Raw genomic sequence first — 18,979 nt, forward strand, 5'->3', positions numbered from 1 at the left:
ATGTTATCCTATTTTTTTACTTATAACTCCATAACATAATGTTATGATACTACTACGTCATTATATTATTTCTCAAGTAAATGCATGGCTTTTATTATTACCAGCATTCATTATTATATTTGTATTTTCCTTACTTCCGATAACCTCTACTATTATTAATAGTTTTTTTATGAATGGAGATGGGGGAGCTGTTTCAAAGTTTGTTGGTATAGACAACTATCTATATTTACTAGAAGATAAAGTATTTCGAAAAGCTTTATGGAATAATTTTATTTTTGTTATGAGTGTCATCCCATGTTCAATGATTCTTGCGTTAATTATGGCTTTATGGGTTAATACTAAACTAGCTGGTCGTAGTTTATTGCGTTTAGCATATTTTGTACCAACTATTTTACCTATGATTGCTGTAGCTAACATTTGGTTATTTTTTTTCACACCACAATATGGACTTATTGAGCAAATTCGATCTTTCTTTGGTCTTTCTGGGATAAACTGGTTAGGTAGTGAGAGTACAGCACTTTTTTGTGTTATTGTTGTTGGAATATGGAAGGATGCTGGATTTTTTATGATTTTTTATTTAGCTGCATTACAACATATACCTCCTTCTTTAGGCGAAGCTGCTATACTAGAAGGTGCTTCTCGATTTTATTACCTTCGTAGGATAGTTGTGCCTCTATTGATGCCTACTACATTATTTATTTTAATAAATGCAACTATTAATGCATTTCGTATGATCGATCATCTTTTTATATTGACAAAAGGTGGTCCTAATAATGCCAGTATGTTGTTATTATATTATATCTATGAAGTAAGTTTTCAATTTTGGGATACAGGTTATGGATCAGTGCTAACAGTAACTTTACTTATAATCCTTGGCTTTATAGCATTATTCCAATTTGGTATTTTAGAACGAAAGGTTCATTATCAATGAAAAATAAATATAATCCATATGAACCTCAGGGGATAACATATTTTTTAGAATTGGCAGGGGCTTGGTTACTTGCTGTTATTTGGGCATTACCTTTAGTATATGCTATTTGGACTGCATTTCATCCAATGGCATATTCTACAAACTTTTCACTATCTGCTCCAATTACATTAGAAAATTTTAAACTAGCATGGCAAGCTGCTCCATTTGCACAATATTTTGTAAATACATTATTGCTAGTGACATTGGTTATTACTTCTCAACTTATTTTTTGTACTCTTGCTGCTTTTGCATTAGTTCGTTTTGAATTTAGAGGTAAAGAGATATTTTTTTGGATTATTCTTATACAATTGATGATTATGCCTGATGTTCTTATTGTTGAAAACTATAAGACAATAAGTTCTATGGGACTGTTGGATACGACTTTAGCTATTGCATTTCCTTATTTAGCAACAGGTTTTGGAATTTTTTTGTTGCGTCAAGCATTTAAAATTGTTCCAAAAGAACTTGATGATGCAGCAGCTATTGAAGGTGCAAATATATTCCAAATCTTATGGTATGTTTATGTTCCATTAGCAAAGCCTACGTATATTGCTTATGCATTAGTCTCAATGAGTTATCAGTGGAATAATTTCCTTTGGCCATTGATTGTTACAAATTCTGTTTCTTCTAGGACATTAACTGTAGGTCTTCAAATTTTTTCATCTATAGAGCAAGGTGTTAATTGGTCTATTATTGCAGCTGCAGTTCTTATAACAACTATACCTCTTTTATTAGCTTTATTACTTTTTCAGAAGCAGTTTATGCAGTCTTTTATGAGAGCTGGAATAAAATAAATTCTATAGTTAGAATATTGTGAATTACTAGTAATAACTATATGCTATCTATACTATATATTATTTATATTATTTAGTAATAGTAATTTTAGAAGAAAATTATTGATGATTATAAATCATGATAATTTTCTTCTGCTGTATCTTCATTACTATCTGTTGAGTCGGGAAGACTATCTATAGGAACACGATTTGTTGTGGCTGGGGTTGATGAATGCTGTAGCTGCATAAAAAGAGTCATTTCATTTGGACTTGTAGGAGTTGTATAATATGATAATATAATAGCAAGAAGTGTTGTACATAATACAACAACTATAAGGCTACCAGTAGGAGATCTTTTATTAGTAAATTTCCATAGTATGAAAAATGACAATATAGAAATAGTTGAAGTTATAACAATTCCTAGTTTATCAAAAAAGAAAGACTCAATAATTTTAGGGAGGTCTGTTTCAAATCCTCGTGGAAGCCAAGTTTGAATTATAGGATAAAGTGATATAAATAGAAATAATAAACCAATTACCAAAAAATAACTACTTATACCTAAATATAAGAATAGACTTTTTTGTTCTGTAAGTGAGATTATACATTGAGCTGTTAAGATAGCGATTAAAGAATAAAGACTTATAATAGAGAGTAGATCAGATGAACTTATAAATATAATGCATAGTACTGTAATAAGGGTATTAATCCATATCCAACTATGACCAGGGAAGGATAATCTATATGCTATCAGTTTACGAGGAATACTAAAAAAGTGTGACCAGGGTAAAAGAAAAATAATAAGTGTCCATGGTAACCATATAAGGCATATCATTGCAGTAGAAAACAAAAAGTCTTTAGTTTGAATATGAAAAATTGTTTGAGTTGGGTTAATAATTTGATAAGTTGTAATAAATTTAAGTAGTTCTCTTCCATTCTCCACTGAACTTATAATACTTCCCCATCCTAATAACATAACAAGCATAAGTCCAAATGCTAATGCTCCGTCATAACAACCAGCTCGTCGAAGATTTCCACTCCAAATAAGAAAAATAAGGCTTGAAATGAGTGGTATAAAAAAACCTACTAAACCACCTGTTAATCCTGCACAACCTGTTAGTAAGAATCCTATAGTAAGCCAAAATGGAGCACTGGATTTCATCCATCCTTTATAAAGACATATAATTGCTAACAGGACAATAGCAGCAAAAAGTATTGAGTCAGGAGTGATATATGGCATCAGTAGCGTTATCATTGTTGATAAAAGAAGAAGTCCAGCAATAAATGGTACATTTTTTTTTTGCTTAGTAATAATAGCTAGTAGCCATGTAAAAATAAGAACAATAGCAGACAGTGACATGTTTGTTATCATTAAAAAGGAAGTTAAATTGATTGGTGAGATTGCAGTGAGGTATAGCCAGGGAGTTAAAGGAATCATAGAATCAGAATAAGTAGCTATACCAAACTTTAGAATGATTTGGTCATAATATTGAAGAAGATAAGGTACGTACTTTATAAGGAGTAAGATATTTTGAAGAGCAAATAGGATAAGTAAGCTTACAATGTTAAGGCTAGAAAGAATTGTAAAGCACTTTGATGCAAAGGAACGAACTACAGATGTATTTATAGCATATTGAGTATTCATAGTATATTCCAATATCATTTTAATGAGAATACATCTAGGCTAGATAAACTATTCCTATCTTATTATGTATATTATGTCAAAATAGCATTTTTATAATAGTAGGTTATAATAATCTTATTTAAAGACTTATCTGCAGATTATCTATCGAACTAGTATATTGTATAATTTTTTATCATTATAGTATGTATAATATATAAATAATACTAATTATTTATATATTATACATACTATAAAATCATTTTATAGTATTATATTTTGAATATAGAATCTATCGTATCTTATAAAAATTTATAAAAGGAGAAAAGTAAGATGCGTGTAGTTGTATTAGGTGGTTCAGGATTTATTGGTAGTTCACTTATAAAAACATTAGAAGGAAGAGATCATAGTATTATAGTTTCAACACGTGATTCATCAGATATTTCTATTAGTCCATCTTCAAATGTATCTTATGTTGTGTGGAATGGTATTGATAGAGAACCTTGTTTCAAAATGTTTGATGGTGCAGATGTAATAATAAACCTTATAGGTGAGAACGTTGCATCAAAGCGATGGTCAGAGAATTGGAAAGAAAAAATTGTAACTAGTCGGATTCAAGTAGGCAAAACAATTGTAAGTGTACTAGAAGAGTTAAAAAGTTTTCCATCTGTTTTTATACAAGCTTCAGCTATAGGATACTATGGATACTGGAAAAATTTTGATACTGCTCCTCAATGTACAGAAAGCTCTCTTCCAGGAAATGGTTTTCTTGCTCAAACAGTAATACAATGGGAGGCATCTACTTCAGCTCTTGATACATTGGGTATTCGTAGATGTATTATTCGTACAGCACCTGTTCTTGGTATGAATGGTGGTATATTAAAAAAGATGTTACCTGGTTTTTATTTTGGGCTAGGAAGTATTTTTGGATCAGGTAGTCAACCTTTCCCTTGGATTCATATAAATGACGAAATAGCAGCAATTATGTTTTTAATAGATAATAAAGAGGCATGTGGAGTTTTTAATTTAGTAGCACCAGAACAGTTAAATATGAAACATTTTGCACAGTGCCTTGGAAAGGTTTTAAAACGACCTGTATTTATTCATATTCCTGAATTATTATTACGTTTAACATTAGGAGAAATGGCTGAAGAGCTCCTACTTTCTGGACAACGTGCATACCCTGAAGCCTTATTAGAAAAGGGATTTACTTTTAGGCATGGCCTACTTTTACCTGCGCTAAAGGACTTATTGGATAACCATTTAGCAATGTGATAATTAGTAATTGTATGACAAAAGAATATATAGTAAAGATTTTTAATCAGGAAGGGGATCTACCCATCCTGTATCACCGCCAGCACCAAAACCTGTAATAAAACGAACAGATGAGAGTTCTCCTGCATGGTTTATATGTGCCATGATTCTAAATGCAAGTTCTTCACCTTCTCGTTTTACCTGCAAGTCGTTAATAAATGGGATAGTAGATCCAAACCTTAGATCACTAAATATATAGACTTTTCCTGTTTGTGTTTCATAACTTTCAGTTAAAACAGGAAAAACTACAAATTGTTCATAAGTACGAAATATACTACTTTTTTCTTTTAACATATCCCAAAGTACTTCTGGAGGCTTTTTAAAAGAAGTAAATTTAGATGGGGGAGAAGTAAAACTATTATAACCTGAGACATTCCAGTGTTCACCTTTATCAAGAATAAGTTTCCAGTGAAATGGTGTAAATGCATCAGGAATAAGGTGGACTGCTATAATATGTTCTTCTGTGTTATGTCTTGGTAGTGTTATTTCTTTTTGTGTTTGAAATGTATTTTTTGCTAGATAACTATGGGTAAGATATGTCTCAAGACCTAGTCTTATTACTATATTGGTAAGAGGATAGATAATTGTCCATAGTAATAATAACACCATAATGAATCTATTGTTTCTCCTAAAAAAAAGTCCAATAATTAAAGGGAGTATAAGAAGTAAATCAACTATGAAAAGAGAGTTTAGTCGAACTCTATATTCGCTAAATGGAAGAAAAATTTGTGTGCCATAAGAGTTCATAACATCAAGCCAAATATGTAATATTAGAATAGCATAAGTAAAAAACCATGCTTCAATAAGTGTCCATGAAATTTGTTTAGGTGGAGGAAGTTCATTGGGTTGGGGACGTAATGCAGTAAGTACAACTAATGGGATTGTACATATAAAAGCAAGGCCCCAAGCGCCAGCTAAAGAGTGTGTGATCCCTCGATGAACTTTAATGTAGTCTATTGCAGAGCTAACAAAAAGAATATCTATATCTGGTAGCATAGCAACAAGCATGCCCCATACAAGAAACCACCATGGTCGGCTTTCTTTAGGAAATGTATAAACGATGGTTGCTCCAGTTAGTGCATGTGTCAATGGATCCATGTAGTGCCTTATTATTAACGATCAGAAAAGATGATTGTTCCTTTTCCAAGAAGGTCGTGTATATGGACAATCCCAAGGAGTTTATAGTTATCGTCAACTATAGGAAGAACTGTAATAGCTTTTTGTTCCATAATATCAAGGAGTATTGCAATAGTATCTTGTGGTTTACCACATTTAGGCCTAGGTGTCATTATTTGTTCAACAGGTGCATCTTGCTTCAACCTATTATAACAAATAGAACGTCTTACATCTCCGTCTGTAATGATACCACATACTGTATTTTTTTTATCTATTATTAACACAACTCCAAGACCACCTTTGTCAAGAGTTTTCAATGCGTTACATTGAGATGTGCCTAGATGGACAGTAGGTAGTCCATCAGTGCGCATGACCTCTGTAACACTTAGTGTAAGACGTTGACCAAGCATTCCGCCAGGGTGATAACGTAAAAAATCTTTTTCTGTAAATGATTTTAGTGACATAAGGCAAACAGCAATGGCATCTCCCAATGCAAGGACTGCAGTCGTTGAGGCTGTTGGTGCTAATCCATGTGGACAAGCTTCTTTAGGTACTTCAGTATGTAGTACAACATTGGCAGCTTTTGCCAGGGTTGAATTTAATACAGAGGTAAGAGCAATCATTGGAGTACCAAATGATTTAATTGTTGGTACAATAGCATTAAGTTCTGGAGTTTCTCCAGAGTTGGAAATAGATAAAATGAGATCAGAACTTTTAAGACTTCCAATATCTCCATGTGCACCCTCAACTGGGTGCATAAAAAAAGCAGGAGTCCCTGTGGAGGAAAAAGTAGCAGCAATTTTTCTGCCTACTAGGCCTGATTTCCCAACGCCTGTTACAATAACTCTTCCTTTACAAGATGAAAGAAGTAATAGAGCTTCAACAAATGTATTCCCTAGACGTTCACGTATTGTTTCAATTCCATCCATTTCAATGGTTAATACTTCGTGTGCTAGTTTGAGTAAGTATTCTGGAGAAGTTTGAGTAGACTCTGTATATTTTTTTGAATATGAATGGATAGCAGTCATAGTTTTCCTAACAGTTTTGTAAATGTATTTGATTAAATGAAGAATAGGCAAAAATATTTATGACTGCAAGAAATAAAATATATAATCTAAAGGAAAATCTATTGTCTTTTAATGAATAATGAAGTTTTTGACTTAGTATTATAAACTTAAAGTAGTTTTTACTATGAGTTCATGGGGGAATAGTTGAGATTCTATCTATCCTTTAATTTTTTATAGAAAAGAAGAGAGTATCGATAAGTATCTTTTGAGGTATAATAATATAAATACATTAAATAAAATTTTAATAGCCCTATGCTATTATTGTAGATGGAATATATTATTTTGGTATAGGTAACATATCGTTATAAGTTATAATACTTTTATTCAAAAATATAGATTATTTCTTACTGTCATTATATTTACTGTTCCTAGCATAGTAATAAAATACTTAAATCCTGAACTACATCCTTTAATTGTATTATGGAGTAGTGCGTTAGCTATTTTTTCCTCTGTTATTATCCCTATGTGGGCATGTGAAGTGGCTCAGATAGATATCCCACAACCATTGGCTATTATTGTAATTACTCTTATTGCTGTGTTACCAGAGTATGCTGTAGATATGTATTTTCATGGATGGCTGGTCAAGAACCTTTATCTATGTATCATAATTATCCTATTGCAAATAGGACAGGGGCTAATAGATTACTTATAGGTGTAGGTTAGCCAAGATTATTATATTATTTTTTATCAACTATAGCCAGCCAATACTAATAGATGCAGCAAAACGTATAGAAATATTTTTTATTACTAGCTACAAGCTATGCTTTTATCATACCATGGGAAAATACTTTTAGTTGATATGATAGTATTATTTTTATTGGAATTTATATTTGGTATATAAAAACAGTTCTAAAAAAAGAGAAGGAGAGTCACAAATCTATTGAAATTAAAGGCTCTGCAAAAGCTTTGGTAATGTTACCTGTAAGATATTGTCGAATTGTCACAGTAAGTTTATTTCTTTTTTCTGCATCTATGCTTCTTATGAATACAGAGCTTTTTAGTGAACATGTATTATATTATGTGGAAGGTTATTTCAAATTGATGAGTTTTTACTTGTTTAGTGGATTACACCATTAGCTTCTGAGGCTCCAGAATTTATTATTGCTATTTTACTAGTGTTAAATGGAAAGCCTAGTTTATCGTTAGGTAGTTTATTGACTGCAAAGTTAAATCAATGGACATTACTTGTTGGTATGATACCCTTAGTTTATACTGTTTCTTCAGGGCATATAATTCCTCCTATGATTATAACACATCAACAAAGTTATGAAATATTGTTAGCATCACAATCGTTATTTGCTATTTGTCTTTTATTAAATCTTTATATAGGGATACCAAAGCTATAGTACTGTTTGTTCTATTTGTATTTCAGTTTAGTGTACCTTTTTATTCAGACTTCCTTGAAGAAATTTTGGAGTTTATCATAATACTGAAAGATTTCATATCTACTTTTCTATTTTGTATATTGTATTAGCAATATTTCTTATTATGAAACGTTATAATAATCTTTTCTTATTAAAGACTATTTTGACTACTACTACTACTACTACTACATCTTCTTAGAAGATTTTTATATAATGCTGTCTCTGTTGATAAGAAATAAAAAGCACAAGAATCTTCTTGTGCTTTTTGGGGGCCGGGCACCCGGTATCAACCGTTACCGTTGCTTTCTTTCGAACCTGGCGGGGTTGGCGGATCTACCGCCGCCCGGCTTCCTTAATTTAACTTTTTAAGCTTATGTTAAAGATAGAGTTACGTCAAGTTTTTGTACTTTATTATCTATGATTCTTTTTATTTTGGGAGGGATATTACAATGGAATTTTTAATTTTAAGAGTTATAGAATTATGAAAATTTACTTGACATAAATAATGGACTCAAGATAAGAGCACCTAACAGGAATATATGTCAAATTGGGGAGAGGTGGCCGAGCTGGCTGAAGGCGCTCGCCTGCTAAGCGAGTATACGGATAAAACTGTATCGAGGGTTCAAATCCCTCCCTCTCCGCCATTTTTATTTTTCATTAGTTATCATTCTATTATTATAAAATAAGTATGTTAAAAATATAAAAAGTTTTTTAATACTTATTAATGAGTAGTTGTGTTCTATTAGAAGTTAAATTCAAGAGTTTTATGGCCTACTTTAATAGTATAATTAGAAGAGATAACATACGATTTCACTTGTTCAAAATCTCCATGTGGATGATCATTAAAAAATAGATGCATTTTTGTTCCAGGATGAGCAAAGTTTTTTTTAATATCATTTAAAAAATATAACCAATTATTACGATTCCAACGCTGATTTCCTTCTAACTCATGAAAGCAAATAGCAAATGCAACTATAAGATGGAAAGACTGATCCATTTTGGGGATTGAAATATTAGGTTGAATACTACAATATGTTCTAGGAATATTAAATGCTGGTATTAGATAATCAAAGATTGCAACACCTGGAATATCTAATGCATAAACATCATGTCCATATTGTTTGCATAGCCAACAGAAAAAACCTGCTCCAGATCCAATATCAAGGATACGTACAGGGGATGATTTATGTAGTCCTAAACGATAAATACGTCGAAGATTAATAATAAAGTAGCGTTTAAAGTCTGAATATTTTGCATATGTTTGTCCGTGAAAAAGATCTTGAACTTTTTGTTGGAGAGCTAGTATTTCTGGTTTAGATATAAAGTAATTAGCTCTATACCTTGCTTTATATTTCCATAATAATTCTTTTGGGTTTTTTATATAAGTTTTATAGTTTCCTAACCGATCATATATTCGTTTTCTTCTATGTGCTGTATTTGTGAAATATTTTTTGATATCACTTTGAAATAACATTTTTCCTCTTGTAATGTGCCAAATGTATTATTGTTTAATATGCTACGTAGTTGCAATATAAAAAATATTTAGTCAAAAAAGATAATTAAATTTTTATGAAAGAATATTAAAAGGAATTATGTTTTTTTATTTAATAATGTGATACTAACCATAATTTTGTATTTGGCTGTTTAATTTCTAAAAATATAAATAAAAATCTCTATTATAACTGTTTGTCAGTATAAGGAATAACTATTAATTTGTAATAGTGAGAGAATAAAAAAGTTAATATTGTAATTAAACTATCCTACTCTGTTAGTGTAAAATAATTTAAAAATATTTTATTATTTCTGTATCACTAGGAGACAGCTAATTTATTTATAGAAATAATTTTTTGTGTTATATTAATCAGATTTATTATTCTCCTCTAATAGATTCACCTTCTTCTTGCCGGCTTTTACAGTTAATACAAAGTTTAGTAACAGGTCTAGCTTTAAGTCGTGGAGTTCCAATGTCATCACCACAATCTTCACAAACACCGTATGTACCATCATCTATACGTTGTAGTGCAGATTGAATTTTGCGAATTAATCGTCTTTCACGATCACGGATACGTAATGTGAATGCTCTATCAGATTCTGCAGATGCCCTATCAGCAGGATCTGCAAAAATTTCATTACCATCTGTGAGGTCCTCTAGTGTAGAATCTCCCTTATGCTGGGCTTCTTCAAGCATAGTTGTGAGTAATGCACGAAAGTACTCAATATCCTTTTGTTCCAAAGTATATACCTCCTGGCAGGATAATTTGACTTTTTTCATAGTGCGGTTCCAACATATAAGAAAAAAAAATCATAGAGTAAAGACCCGAAAAACCTTTGAAATTAGTATTTTATTCATAACAAGATAGGCACATACACTTTAATTTAACCCAAATAACGCTATAATAGAATCAAAGAAATAATAAAAATTTTTAATATAAAATATATTAAAATTTTTGAAATAGATAATACATTGTTCTAGTAAATAAATATTAAATGTATAACCAATTATAGTTAGTTATAATCACATAATTATGTGAGGAGTATTTGACATAACCTTCAAAAGTTTCAATGGAATAATATAATGTTAAGTGTGATAGAGCTATTAGATAGTAAAAAATGATGGAAAAAGTTTATAGTAAGAAATCAAGGGTTCTTTTTGGTAACTATAAAAAAAATTTTTAAGAATTTTATACTTATCATAACTAATTACGCATATATTAGTTATGATAAAGAAAAATTAAATAATATCACCTATAAATATTATAAAAAATGTTTATGACTAACTATAGTAAGTTATTTAATTAAGTAGATTATTATTTTTAATTTTTATAACTGTAACTTGATATTAATCATAAATTAAATGAAAACATCCTTCAATAGTTATAACCTATTAGTATATACTACTGTTCTAATTTTAATAGAAATTAGAAAAATATACTTTTTATAGTTAAAAATATCCATGAGTTACTTTTTTAGCTGATATTGTAAGATGAGTGAATGGAATTTTAGCTACTAATTTTTTTAGTGTGATAGAATGTTCATCTATACTCATATCAGGTAAATGAGCTTCCCAAGGAAAAACCAGTACCCATATCCCTGTAGTTAATGTTATCCGACTTAAACCATCAGTATTTGTTGTTGGTTTGTAGAAACCAATGTCTTTATCTATATTAAACAAGCCTTCTAGTTCAAGGTTGTTAATAGGCCTATTCCAAAAATATTCTTTTCCTTTAAGAACTATATGAAGATCACACATTGTTCTATGAGATTCATAGAGGCAAGATCCCTCCATCCTTGATGTCATAGGAAAAATATTAATGTTACAACCAGCAACAGTATATATCCCATCTGGTAGGGAAGAGTTTACTTTTTGGTTGATCCATAACATAAGCTCATTCCAGATTGGTCCAAGTTCATAGTTTTGCCAGTTTTTAATACTATCACTAAGCATAGTTATTCCTGTATATATTTTTCTAGTGTATCTTCTAAAGTTTGAGCAAAAGTCTCAAGATAGTGTTCGTCAATAGTGAGTGCTGGTAGTAGTCGTAGTATATTATTTTGTGTAAGATTAAGGAGAAACCCTTTTTGAAGGAGTTTTTCCCATAGTGGTTTACCTGGACAAGGTAAAACTATACCTATCATAAGTCCCATACCACGAACTTCTTGTATTTTTGTTGGATGGCGATTAGCAATATTTTTTAGACGTTGAATAAATATATTACCTAGTTTTTCAGCTCTCTTGTGCAGGTTATCTCGCTGCATAATTTCTATTGTTTTAGTAGCAACCGCGGAAATAAGTGGACCTCCTCCAAATGTTGTACCATGACTTCCTACTACAAAGGCTTGAGCAATTTCGTCTGTTGTTAATATTGCGCTAATGGGTAATCCATTAGCAAGAGCTTTAGCACATGAAAGGATATCAGGTTTAATTGGAAAGTGTTGAAATGCCCAATATTGACCAGTTCTACATAGTCCTGTTTGAATTTCATCTACAATAAGAAGAAGATCATGTTTACGGCAAAGTTTTTCAATACCTATGATATAGTCGCTATCCATAGGCCTTACCCCACCTTCGCCTTGAATAATTTCTATAAGTACTGCTGCAGTGGAGGGTGTGATAGCTTCTTCAAGTGCAACCAGATCATTCCAAGGGACTTGTTTAAAGCCATTAGGCATTGGAGCAAAACCTTCTTTGAGACTTGGTTGGCCTGTAGCTGCAACTGTTGTAAGTGTACGGCCATGAAAAGAGCCTTCTAAGCTAATAATTTCAAATGCATTACATTTTTTGATATGTTGCATGTACCTACGAGTTAGCTTGAAGCTTGTTTCATTTGCTTCAGCTCCAGAGTTAGAAAAAAATACTTTTGTAAAATGCCCCATAGATAAAAGTCGTTCTGCAAGTTCTAGTTGTTCGTCATGATAAAGAAGATTACTTGTGTGAATGAGTTTTCTTGCTTGTTTTTCTATGACTTCTGCAATCTCTTCATTACAGTGTCCAAGGCTAGTTACAGCAAGTCCAGACAGAAGATCAATAAACTTATTTCCGTTTGCATCCAATATGATAGAACCATGGGCTTCTACTACATGTATGGGGTATCGTCCATATGTATGACATAATAATTTTTTTTCATGTAGCATAATAGATTCATTGTAGGAGAGTTGCATGAATACCTTTCCTTTTGAGCTATTAGTTTTTTCCTGTATGTCCAAAACCAAAACTTCCTCTAGACGTATTATCAAGTTGTTGTGTTTCAACTAAGCTGACTTGGAAAGCTGGTTGGAATACAAGTTGGGCTATTCTATCACCACGGTTAACATGAACAGGATTTTTAGCTGTATTTAAAAGGACAACTATTATTTCGCCTCGATAGTCAGGATCAATAACACCAACACCTTGGGCAACAGTAAGCCCATGTATTGCACCAAGACCACTACGAGAATAAACAAATCCAGCAATATTTTTTTCAAGAGGCTCAATAGCAATACCACATGGTATTGTTTCTCTTTCTCCTGGTAAAATAGTTAGTGATGTTTCTTCAATGCATGCACGTAAATCAAGTCCAACAGAGGCTGGTGTTTCGTATGCAATTCCACTAGTTGTATATATTTTTTTTGCGTCTCTTAAGTACATAAAGCGAATAGACACTTCAGAATGCAAAAAAGCTGACATAACAATTCCTTTCATTAACTATCAAATAATTAATTAGTGTAACTCTATATACAACAGACTAAATAGCATAAACTTAATGAAAATCATTAACGATAGTGCAGGGATATAAGTTTGTTGTATGGCAAGTATATTAAATCTTGAGTCCAGAATGTTTCTACTATATCTTCCTTTTTCTGTGTAGACAAGCTTTAAAAGCTGATTGTGCTGTAAAGAATTAACGGAATATTAATGAGCATGGGGTATTTAAATGACAGAAATAACACATAGTGGCGATCAAACTACTCATTTAAAAATTCTTGGTAAAGGCTCTATAGGACATCAGGGACCTCCTTCGTCATCTCTCTTAGAAACATTTGGTAATTTATATCCACATCGACCTTATGTTATTACTATAGCATTTCCAGAATACACATCTTTATGTCCTGTCACAGGGCAACCAGATTTTGGAACTATTGTTGTTGAGTATATTCCTCATGAGCGTTGCATTGAATCTAAGAGTTTCAAACTGTATTTAATTGCTTTTCGTAACCATCAGACGTTTATGGAAACAGTCACAAATACAATTCTTGAAGACATGGTTACTGTTCTAGATCCATTATGGTGTAGAGTGAAGGGTTTATTTGAACCTAGAGGTGCAACACATTTGCATGTGTTTGCAGAACATATAAAAGAGGTTGAAGAAAAAGAGAAACAGGAAGCCTTACATACAGTTATTTTTAATTGGAAACAGCAGTACTTACCACATAGTTGGAAATAAGTTTTTTTGGGGTATAGTAATGGAGAACTATGGTCTTTTCATTGATGTAGGGAACACATCAGTAAAAATTGGTATTGGTGTTATTGATAGGCTTCTGATTTCATATACACTTTCAACAAACAATTCATTAAGCGGAGATACATTAGGCATACAACTCCTTCAATGTATTAATCATGCAGAGCAAGTTATCAATAAAGATATTACTATTTCTAGTTGTATGATGAGTTCTGTTGTTCCAACTATGGATACGTTGTTACAGTATGCTTGTGAACGTTTTTTGTTATGTAAACCACATATTATTAATCAGGATTTTATTATCCCACTAGATAATCATTATGAAGAGCAGTGTGAGGTAGGTGCTGATCGATTAGTTGCTGCCTATGCTGCAAGACGTTTATTTCCTGATTCTAAATCAGTAGTATCTGTTGATTATGGAACAGCGACTACATTTGACTGTGTAACAGATAATACCTATCTTGGCGGCTTAATATGCCCAGGTATTAAATCTTCCTTACAGGCATTATATACTAATACTGCAAAGTTACCTTCTATTATATTAAATACTGCATCTAAGGTTCCTATAATTGGTAAAAATACAAAGACTAGTCTAACACATGGTTTTCTTTTTGGCTTTGCTACAATGACAGAAGGTATTTATTCAAAACTTATTAATGTTCTTGATGGACCAGTAACTTTTGTTGCTACAGGTGGGTTTGCTAGAGATATGGCAAATGTTGTTTGTTGTTTTGATGCTGTTTGCCCTGATCTTATTTTAGATGGACTACATTTACTATGGATAGATTGCTTAAGTAAAAGTTATTCTTTATAATTAAAATTAAAAAATTATTGATGTATTCGTATTCCTTATTGCAGAAAGAAGATTTTTTTTGTACATAGAATGCTAATTATGATATAGTGACATGTTGCTATTAGGAGGAATATATGACTGCTATTGCATCAATTTGGGCTAGAGAAATCCTTGATTCTCGTGGGAATCCTACTGTTGAAGTAGAGGTGACTCTTGATTCTGGATATATTGGACGTGCAGCTGTTCCATCTGGCGCATCTACTGGAACCCGTGAAGCATTAGAGTTGAGAGATGGAGACAAGCAGCGATATAATGGAAAAGGTGTTTTGAAAGTTGTTGAAGCTGTAAATGGTCCTATCTCAGAGGCTGTTATAGGTATTGATGCATTAAGGCAAGTTCAAGTGGATAATACTCTTATTGATCTTGATGGTACTGATAATAAATCCAAACTTGGAGCAAATGCTATTCTTGGAGTCTCTCTTGCTACTGCTAGAGCAGCTGCAGAGGCTGTTGGTCTACCACTATATCAGTATATTGGAGGAACTAATGCTAAAGTACTGCCTGTTCCATTAATGAATGTTATTAATGGTGGAGCACATGCACCAAATAATTTGGATATTCAAGAATTTATGATTATGCCTGTAGGGGCAGAAACATTTCGTGATGCATTAAGAATGGGTGCAGAAATTTTTCATACATTAAAAACTATATTATCCGCTGATGGACATGTTACTAGTGTAGGAGACGAAGGCGGGTTTGCACCTCACCTTAAAAGCCATGATGAAGCTTTTCAATATTTAGTTAAAGCTATTGAAGAAGCAGGATATAATCCTGGTTCAGAAGTTATGTTGGCTATTGATGTTGCTGCATCAGAGTTTTATAAAGATAAACGTTATTTTCTTACAGAATATAAGACTCCTTTAAATAGTGAGGAAATGATAGAGTGGCTAAAAGGATTTACATCTAGGTATCCTTTAATATCTATCGAGGATGGTCTTGCTGAGAATGACTGGGATGGTTGGCGTGAATTAACAGTTGAATTGGGGAATGATATCCAACTAGTAGGTGATGATATATTTGTTACTAATCCAATCATGCTGAGTCAGGGAGTTGAAGAAGGTATTGGTAATTCTATTCTTATCAAAGTAAACCAAATTGGTACGTTAACAGAAACATTAGATACTATTGAACTTGCTAAACAGTCAGCATATACAACTATTGTTTCTCATCGCTCAGGAGAAACAGAGGATAGTTTTATTGCTGATCTTGCAGTTGGAATAAATGCTGGTCAGATAAAAACAGGTTCATTGTCCCGTAGTGATCGTCTTGCTAAATATAATCAGTTACTACGGATAGAAGAAGAGCTTGAAGATTCTGCTATTTACTATGGTCCTGTTTTTAGTGAAAGTAATCATTCTTGTTGTGATCATACCTAATAATATATAGATATTACGTTAATAATTGTCGAATAAAAGGTAAAATGGCTTGAGCAGCTTTTTGTGGTGTAACAAGCTTGAGGCATTTGGTAGAGATATTACATGTATTTTTATTACATGGCTGACAGTGAAGATTTGATTGGATATGTCTATGATTGTCTGAAGGATATGTCCATGCAGAGCTTGTAGAGCCAAGTATAGTGAAAGATGGTGTATCTACAGCAACAGCAATATGTCTTGGAGCAGAGCAATTACCAATATGTAATATTGCTTCATTAATACAAGCAGACATTTCCCTAAGAGTTAACATGTTATCAGGAAGTAAAATATAGTTATTGAGTTCTGGTGTATTAATCAGTTGTTGGATCTCTTTATATTCTCCAGGTCCCCAAAGAGGAAGAAAGTATAAATTAAGCTTAGCGTTTACAAGCATCTTTAATAATTCAATATAATGTGTGATAGGCCAACGACGGGTATTTTTTTTATGTGTTGGATCAATGGTAATAAGATGACTTTTTGACTTTAATCCTAATGTGGTAAGTCGTTGTTTTGCTAAAGTTTTTTCTTCTTGAGTAAGGTAAATATGAGGAGGTTCACCATTCCACTCAATACCTAGTAGTCTAAGGATACTTGCTTTACTCATGGCTGAGTAACCATCAAGTGGTTTAATTGAATGCGTGTAAAGCAGTTTTGTGTACCATGGTGGAGTATAAGAAATTCGAATAGGTGCTTTAGAAAGAGCTACTACCCAACGACATCGTGGTAGTTGTTGAAAATCTATAACAAGATCAAATTTTGTCTGAGTGACTTTCCAATACCATTGCACTTCTTTAAATAAAGAACATAGTTTTTTTTTATCCAAAGACCAAACAGTATCTATAAATGGATTGTTTTCTAAAAGGGGAACACATTTTTTTTCTGTAAGTAAATGGAGTTCTGCATTAGGATATCGACGTTTTAAAAGTTCAATCGATGGTGTTGCCAGAATAACGTCTCCAAGTTGTCGAAGCTGACATACAAGAATTTTTTTAGGTGAGATACTAGAAAGGGAGTTCATAAAAATTATTTAATTAACTTTGTGTTAATATTGTTCTATACATATGATAGAAAATAGATTATATTTATTATTCAATACTATTTAACTGTAACAATATATAATTTTTCATTATTAATGCTATAGCTAATTTTATTCTTTAAGGAAATCTTATAGCATAAGAGATAATATAATTGCTGAAAATGTAGCAACGCATTAATAAGATCAAGAATTTTTTACTGTTACTAGTTAGCTTTTATAAAAGATTATCCTGAAAATATACGATACTCACTTTTTTTATAACTAGCAACAGTTACATATTGTTATTCTATATCTTTATTGTTTTTATTATTAACTTTGTAATTTTGAACTTATTATTATTATTATTATAAAAGCTAGATAAAGACGACTAATTTGATAACTAAATTTAATGCTATTAACTTTGCTATGACTATGATTGATTCTTCCTCAAGTAATGTTATAATAACTCATATTATGTATATAATTTTAGTATATTTTACTTCTTTCTATTTTATAGGGAAGTAACATTTTTATTATGGCTACTAATTTATTCTCTATCCAAAAGAAATTTACGTTATTCTTAGTTCTTGTAACACTTATTAGTTTTATGTACATTTCATTCACAATCGCAAAAGATAGCTCTAGTTCTTCAAAAGAAAAAAATGTGTCTAATAAGTTGTATAAAAAGGAACAACTAACTAGATTAGATGAGTGTTATACTGGAGGAGGTAATGGTTATTATCAATGGGATTTTGATCTAGATAATATTCCTAAATGGCAGCTATTGGAGCATGGTTTATGGTTAGGAAAGTTTCCAGGCGTGACTAAGGCCGGAGATGTTTTTGAAGTTGTAATGTTAAAGATTAATCCTCAATATTACGACTTTTCACTTCACATGGCATCACAGACTGGTAAAGCATTTTCTTTACAGGATTGGAGTAATACATATGAGCTTAGTGCAGTAATTAATGCTAGTATGTATCTTCCTGATGGCGTTACAAGTACAGGATACCTCCGTAATCATGATCATATTAATAATGCACATGTTGGAAAGCGTCTTGGAGCTTTTTTTGTTGCATCACCTTATAATTCTACTCTCCCTAATGCAGATCTTCTTGATCGCACAAGCGATAACTGGGAGATACTTCTCCCTCAATATAAGATAGTTGTCCAAAATTATAGAGTTATTTCTGCTAATCGTCAGTGTTTGTGGAGTACAAAAAAAGTTATTCACTCTATAGCAGCAGTTGCACGTGATGGGAAAGGTTATTTATTTTTTATTCATACAAAGTATCCAATATCAGATTTAGATTTTGGTAACCTTTTACTCTCATTACCTATTGATATCCGTATAGTTATGTATGTTGAAGGAGGAAGTCAAGCAGGACTACTTATAAATACTTCTAACTTTAAACAATTATGGATGGGAAAACATCCAGTTAGTATTTTGTCTATCAATAATACATCAGTACCTATTCCTAATGTTATAGGCATAAAAAAGAGAAAAGGTCCAATACCATCTTTAAAATAGTCTAATT

At 31.8% G+C, this 18,979-nt stretch carries 19 protein-coding genes, 1 tRNA gene and 1 other RNA gene; 10 read left to right on the forward strand and 11 right to left on the reverse strand.

Annotation, left to right across the window (positions count from 1 at the left end; genetic code table 11):
• The first annotated feature begins 43 nt into the window (after positions 1–43).
• Complete coding sequence (locus LI_RS00430) at positions 44–931, forward strand: carbohydrate ABC transporter permease (RefSeq protein ID WP_011526161.1); 888 nt, start codon at positions 44–46, stop codon at positions 929–931.
• Positions 928–1,764 (forward strand): carbohydrate ABC transporter permease, encoded by an 837-nt coding sequence (locus tag LI_RS00435; protein ID WP_011526162.1) that lies wholly within the window; start codon positions 928–930, stop codon positions 1,762–1,764. Before LI_RS00430 ends, LI_RS00435 begins: the two co-directional genes overlap by 4 nt.
• Positions 1,765–1,873: 109 nt before the next feature.
• Here LI_RS00435 and LI_RS00440 read toward each other — a convergent pair whose 3' ends face one another.
• Positions 1,874–3,385: an ArnT family glycosyltransferase gene (locus tag LI_RS00440; protein WP_223604115.1), complete on the reverse strand. Its 1,512-nt coding sequence runs from the start codon at positions 3,383–3,385 to the stop codon at positions 1,874–1,876.
• 309 nt (positions 3,386–3,694) lie between these two features.
• Here LI_RS00440 and LI_RS00445 point away from each other — a divergent pair, with 309 nt between their 5' ends.
• Positions 3,695–4,636, forward strand: a complete 942-nt coding sequence (locus tag LI_RS00445; protein WP_011526164.1) for a TIGR01777 family oxidoreductase — start codon at positions 3,695–3,697, stop codon at positions 4,634–4,636.
• 42 nt (positions 4,637–4,678) lie between these two features.
• On the opposite strand, the gene LI_RS00450 is transcribed toward LI_RS00445, so the two are convergent.
• Complete coding sequence (locus LI_RS00450; RefSeq protein WP_011526165.1) at positions 4,679–5,773, reverse strand: metal-dependent hydrolase; 1,095 nt, start codon at positions 5,771–5,773, stop codon at positions 4,679–4,681.
• Positions 5,774–5,787: 14 nt separating this feature from the next.
• Positions 5,788–6,819 carry a KpsF/GutQ family sugar-phosphate isomerase gene (locus LI_RS00455; protein ID WP_223604113.1) on the reverse strand — a complete coding sequence of 344 codons (1,032 nt, stop codon included), beginning with the start codon at positions 6,817–6,819 and terminating at the stop codon, positions 5,788–5,790.
• Between the two features lie 517 nt (positions 6,820–7,336).
• Here LI_RS00455 and LI_RS07490 point away from each other — a divergent pair.
• Together LI_RS07490 and LI_RS07330 are read left to right on the forward strand one after the other, a co-directional pair.
• The gene (locus LI_RS07490; RefSeq protein ID WP_155800193.1) at positions 7,337–7,510 is read left to right on the forward strand and encodes a hypothetical protein; all 174 of its coding nucleotides are present in this window, start codon (positions 7,337–7,339) and stop codon (positions 7,508–7,510) included.
• Between the two features lie 412 nt (positions 7,511–7,922).
• The gene (locus LI_RS07330) at positions 7,923–8,204 is read left to right on the forward strand and encodes a hypothetical protein (protein ID WP_081475766.1); all 282 of its coding nucleotides are present in this window, start codon (positions 7,923–7,925) and stop codon (positions 8,202–8,204) included.
• A gap of 169 nt (positions 8,205–8,373) precedes the next feature.
• On the opposite strand, the gene LI_RS07675 is transcribed toward LI_RS07330, so the two are convergent.
• Positions 8,374–8,502, reverse strand: coding sequence for a hypothetical protein (locus LI_RS07675; protein WP_258528347.1), 129 nt, complete (start codon positions 8,500–8,502; stop codon positions 8,374–8,376).
• Positions 8,488–8,573: signal recognition particle sRNA small type (gene ffs / locus LI_RS07390), an RNA gene on the reverse strand. The genes LI_RS07675 and ffs overlap by 15 nt, the downstream gene beginning before the upstream one ends.
• 200 nt (positions 8,574–8,773) lie before the next feature.
• On the opposite strand from ffs, the gene LI_RS00465 reads away from it, so the two are divergent.
• Positions 8,774–8,866 (forward strand) — tRNA-Ser (locus tag LI_RS00465).
• A 98-nt stretch (positions 8,867–8,964) separates the two neighbouring features.
• Here the strand turns inward: LI_RS00465 and LI_RS00470 are convergent.
• From LI_RS00470 to dut, 5 genes are all read right to left on the reverse strand, one after another.
• Positions 8,965–9,696 (reverse strand): class I SAM-dependent methyltransferase, encoded by a 732-nt coding sequence (locus tag LI_RS00470; RefSeq protein WP_011526167.1) that lies wholly within the window; start codon positions 9,694–9,696, stop codon positions 8,965–8,967.
• Positions 9,697–10,092: 396 nt separating this feature from the next.
• Positions 10,093–10,455: an RNA polymerase-binding protein DksA gene (gene dksA / locus LI_RS00475; protein ID WP_041817059.1), complete on the reverse strand. Its 363-nt coding sequence runs from the start codon at positions 10,453–10,455 to the stop codon at positions 10,093–10,095.
• Positions 10,456–11,163: 708 nt separating this feature from the next.
• A complete protein-coding gene (locus LI_RS00480) occupies positions 11,164–11,667 on the reverse strand; it encodes a NanQ anomerase/TabA/YiaL family protein (RefSeq protein ID WP_011526169.1) in 504 nt (167 codons plus the stop codon).
• Between the two features lie 2 nt (positions 11,668–11,669).
• Positions 11,670–12,881 carry an aspartate aminotransferase family protein gene (locus tag LI_RS00485; protein WP_015353667.1) on the reverse strand — a complete coding sequence of 404 codons (1,212 nt, stop codon included), beginning with the start codon at positions 12,879–12,881 and terminating at the stop codon, positions 11,670–11,672.
• Positions 12,882–12,903: 22 nt separating this feature from the next.
• Positions 12,904–13,386 (reverse strand): dUTP diphosphatase, encoded by a 483-nt coding sequence (dut, locus tag LI_RS00490; RefSeq protein ID WP_011526171.1) that lies wholly within the window; start codon positions 13,384–13,386, stop codon positions 12,904–12,906.
• A 247-nt stretch (positions 13,387–13,633) separates the two neighbouring features.
• On the opposite strand from dut, the gene queF reads away from it, so the two are divergent.
• The 3 genes from queF to eno all read left to right on the forward strand — a co-directional run bounded on the left by queF (position 13,634) and on the right by eno (position 16,387).
• Entirely contained in the window at positions 13,634–14,143 is a 510-nt protein-coding gene (queF, locus tag LI_RS00495; protein WP_011526172.1) for a preQ(1) synthase, read from the forward strand.
• Between the two features lie 19 nt (positions 14,144–14,162).
• Positions 14,163–14,972, forward strand: a complete 810-nt coding sequence (locus LI_RS00500; protein ID WP_011526173.1) for a type III pantothenate kinase — start codon at positions 14,163–14,165, stop codon at positions 14,970–14,972.
• A gap of 113 nt (positions 14,973–15,085) precedes the next feature.
• On the forward strand, positions 15,086–16,387 hold the full coding sequence (gene eno, locus LI_RS00505; RefSeq protein ID WP_011526174.1) for a phosphopyruvate hydratase: 1,302 nt from the start codon (positions 15,086–15,088) through the stop codon (positions 16,385–16,387).
• Positions 16,388–16,400: 13 nt separating this feature from the next.
• On the opposite strand, the gene LI_RS00510 is transcribed toward eno, so the two are convergent.
• Positions 16,401–17,444 carry a glycosyltransferase family 9 protein gene (locus LI_RS00510; RefSeq protein ID WP_011526175.1) on the reverse strand — a complete coding sequence of 348 codons (1,044 nt, stop codon included), beginning with the start codon at positions 17,442–17,444 and terminating at the stop codon, positions 16,401–16,403.
• A gap of 532 nt (positions 17,445–17,976) precedes the next feature.
• Here LI_RS00510 and LI_RS00515 point away from each other — a divergent pair.
• Positions 17,977–18,972 (forward strand): phosphodiester glycosidase family protein, encoded by a 996-nt coding sequence (locus LI_RS00515; RefSeq protein ID WP_011526176.1) that lies wholly within the window; start codon positions 17,977–17,979, stop codon positions 18,970–18,972.
• Positions 18,973–18,979: the final 7 nt, after the last annotated feature.

Source organism: Lawsonia intracellularis PHE/MN1-00, assembly GCF_000055945.1.
GTDB lineage: Bacteria > Desulfobacterota > Desulfovibrionia > Desulfovibrionales > Desulfovibrionaceae > Bilophila > Bilophila intracellularis.

Bases quoted from the DNA above. Each gene is read 5' to 3' on its own strand.
- LI_RS00480 (WP_011526169.1), bottom strand. From the start codon at position 11,667: ATGCTTAGTGATAGTATTAAAAACTGGCAAAACTATGAACTTGGACCA.
- dut (WP_011526171.1), bottom strand. From the start codon at position 13,386: ATGTCAGCTTTTTTGCATTCTGAAGTGTCTATTCGCTTTATGTACTTA.
- LI_RS00450 (WP_011526165.1), bottom strand. From the start codon at position 5,773: ATGGATCCATTGACACATGCACTAACTGGAGCAACCATCGTTTATACA.
- queF (WP_011526172.1), top strand. From the start codon at position 13,634: ATGACAGAAATAACACATAGTGGCGATCAAACTACTCATTTAAAAATT.
- LI_RS00435 (WP_011526162.1), top strand. From the start codon at position 928: ATGAAAAATAAATATAATCCATATGAACCTCAGGGGATAACATATTTT.
- LI_RS00455 (WP_223604113.1), bottom strand. From the start codon at position 6,819: ATGACTGCTATCCATTCATATTCAAAAAAATATACAGAGTCTACTCAA.
- LI_RS00470 (WP_011526167.1), bottom strand. From the start codon at position 9,696: ATGTTATTTCAAAGTGATATCAAAAAATATTTCACAAATACAGCACAT.
- LI_RS00500 (WP_011526173.1), top strand. From the start codon at position 14,163: ATGGAGAACTATGGTCTTTTCATTGATGTAGGGAACACATCAGTAAAA.
- eno (WP_011526174.1), top strand. From the start codon at position 15,086: ATGACTGCTATTGCATCAATTTGGGCTAGAGAAATCCTTGATTCTCGT.
- LI_RS00485 (WP_015353667.1), bottom strand. From the start codon at position 12,881: ATGCAACTCTCCTACAATGAATCTATTATGCTACATGAAAAAAAATTA.
- LI_RS00510 (WP_011526175.1), bottom strand. From the start codon at position 17,444: ATGAACTCCCTTTCTAGTATCTCACCTAAAAAAATTCTTGTATGTCAG.
- LI_RS00515 (WP_011526176.1), top strand. From the start codon at position 17,977: ATGGCTACTAATTTATTCTCTATCCAAAAGAAATTTACGTTATTCTTA.
- LI_RS00430 (WP_011526161.1), top strand. From the start codon at position 44: ATGATACTACTACGTCATTATATTATTTCTCAAGTAAATGCATGGCTT.
- LI_RS00445 (WP_011526164.1), top strand. From the start codon at position 3,695: ATGCGTGTAGTTGTATTAGGTGGTTCAGGATTTATTGGTAGTTCACTT.
- LI_RS00440 (WP_223604115.1), bottom strand. From the start codon at position 3,385: ATGAATACTCAATATGCTATAAATACATCTGTAGTTCGTTCCTTTGCA.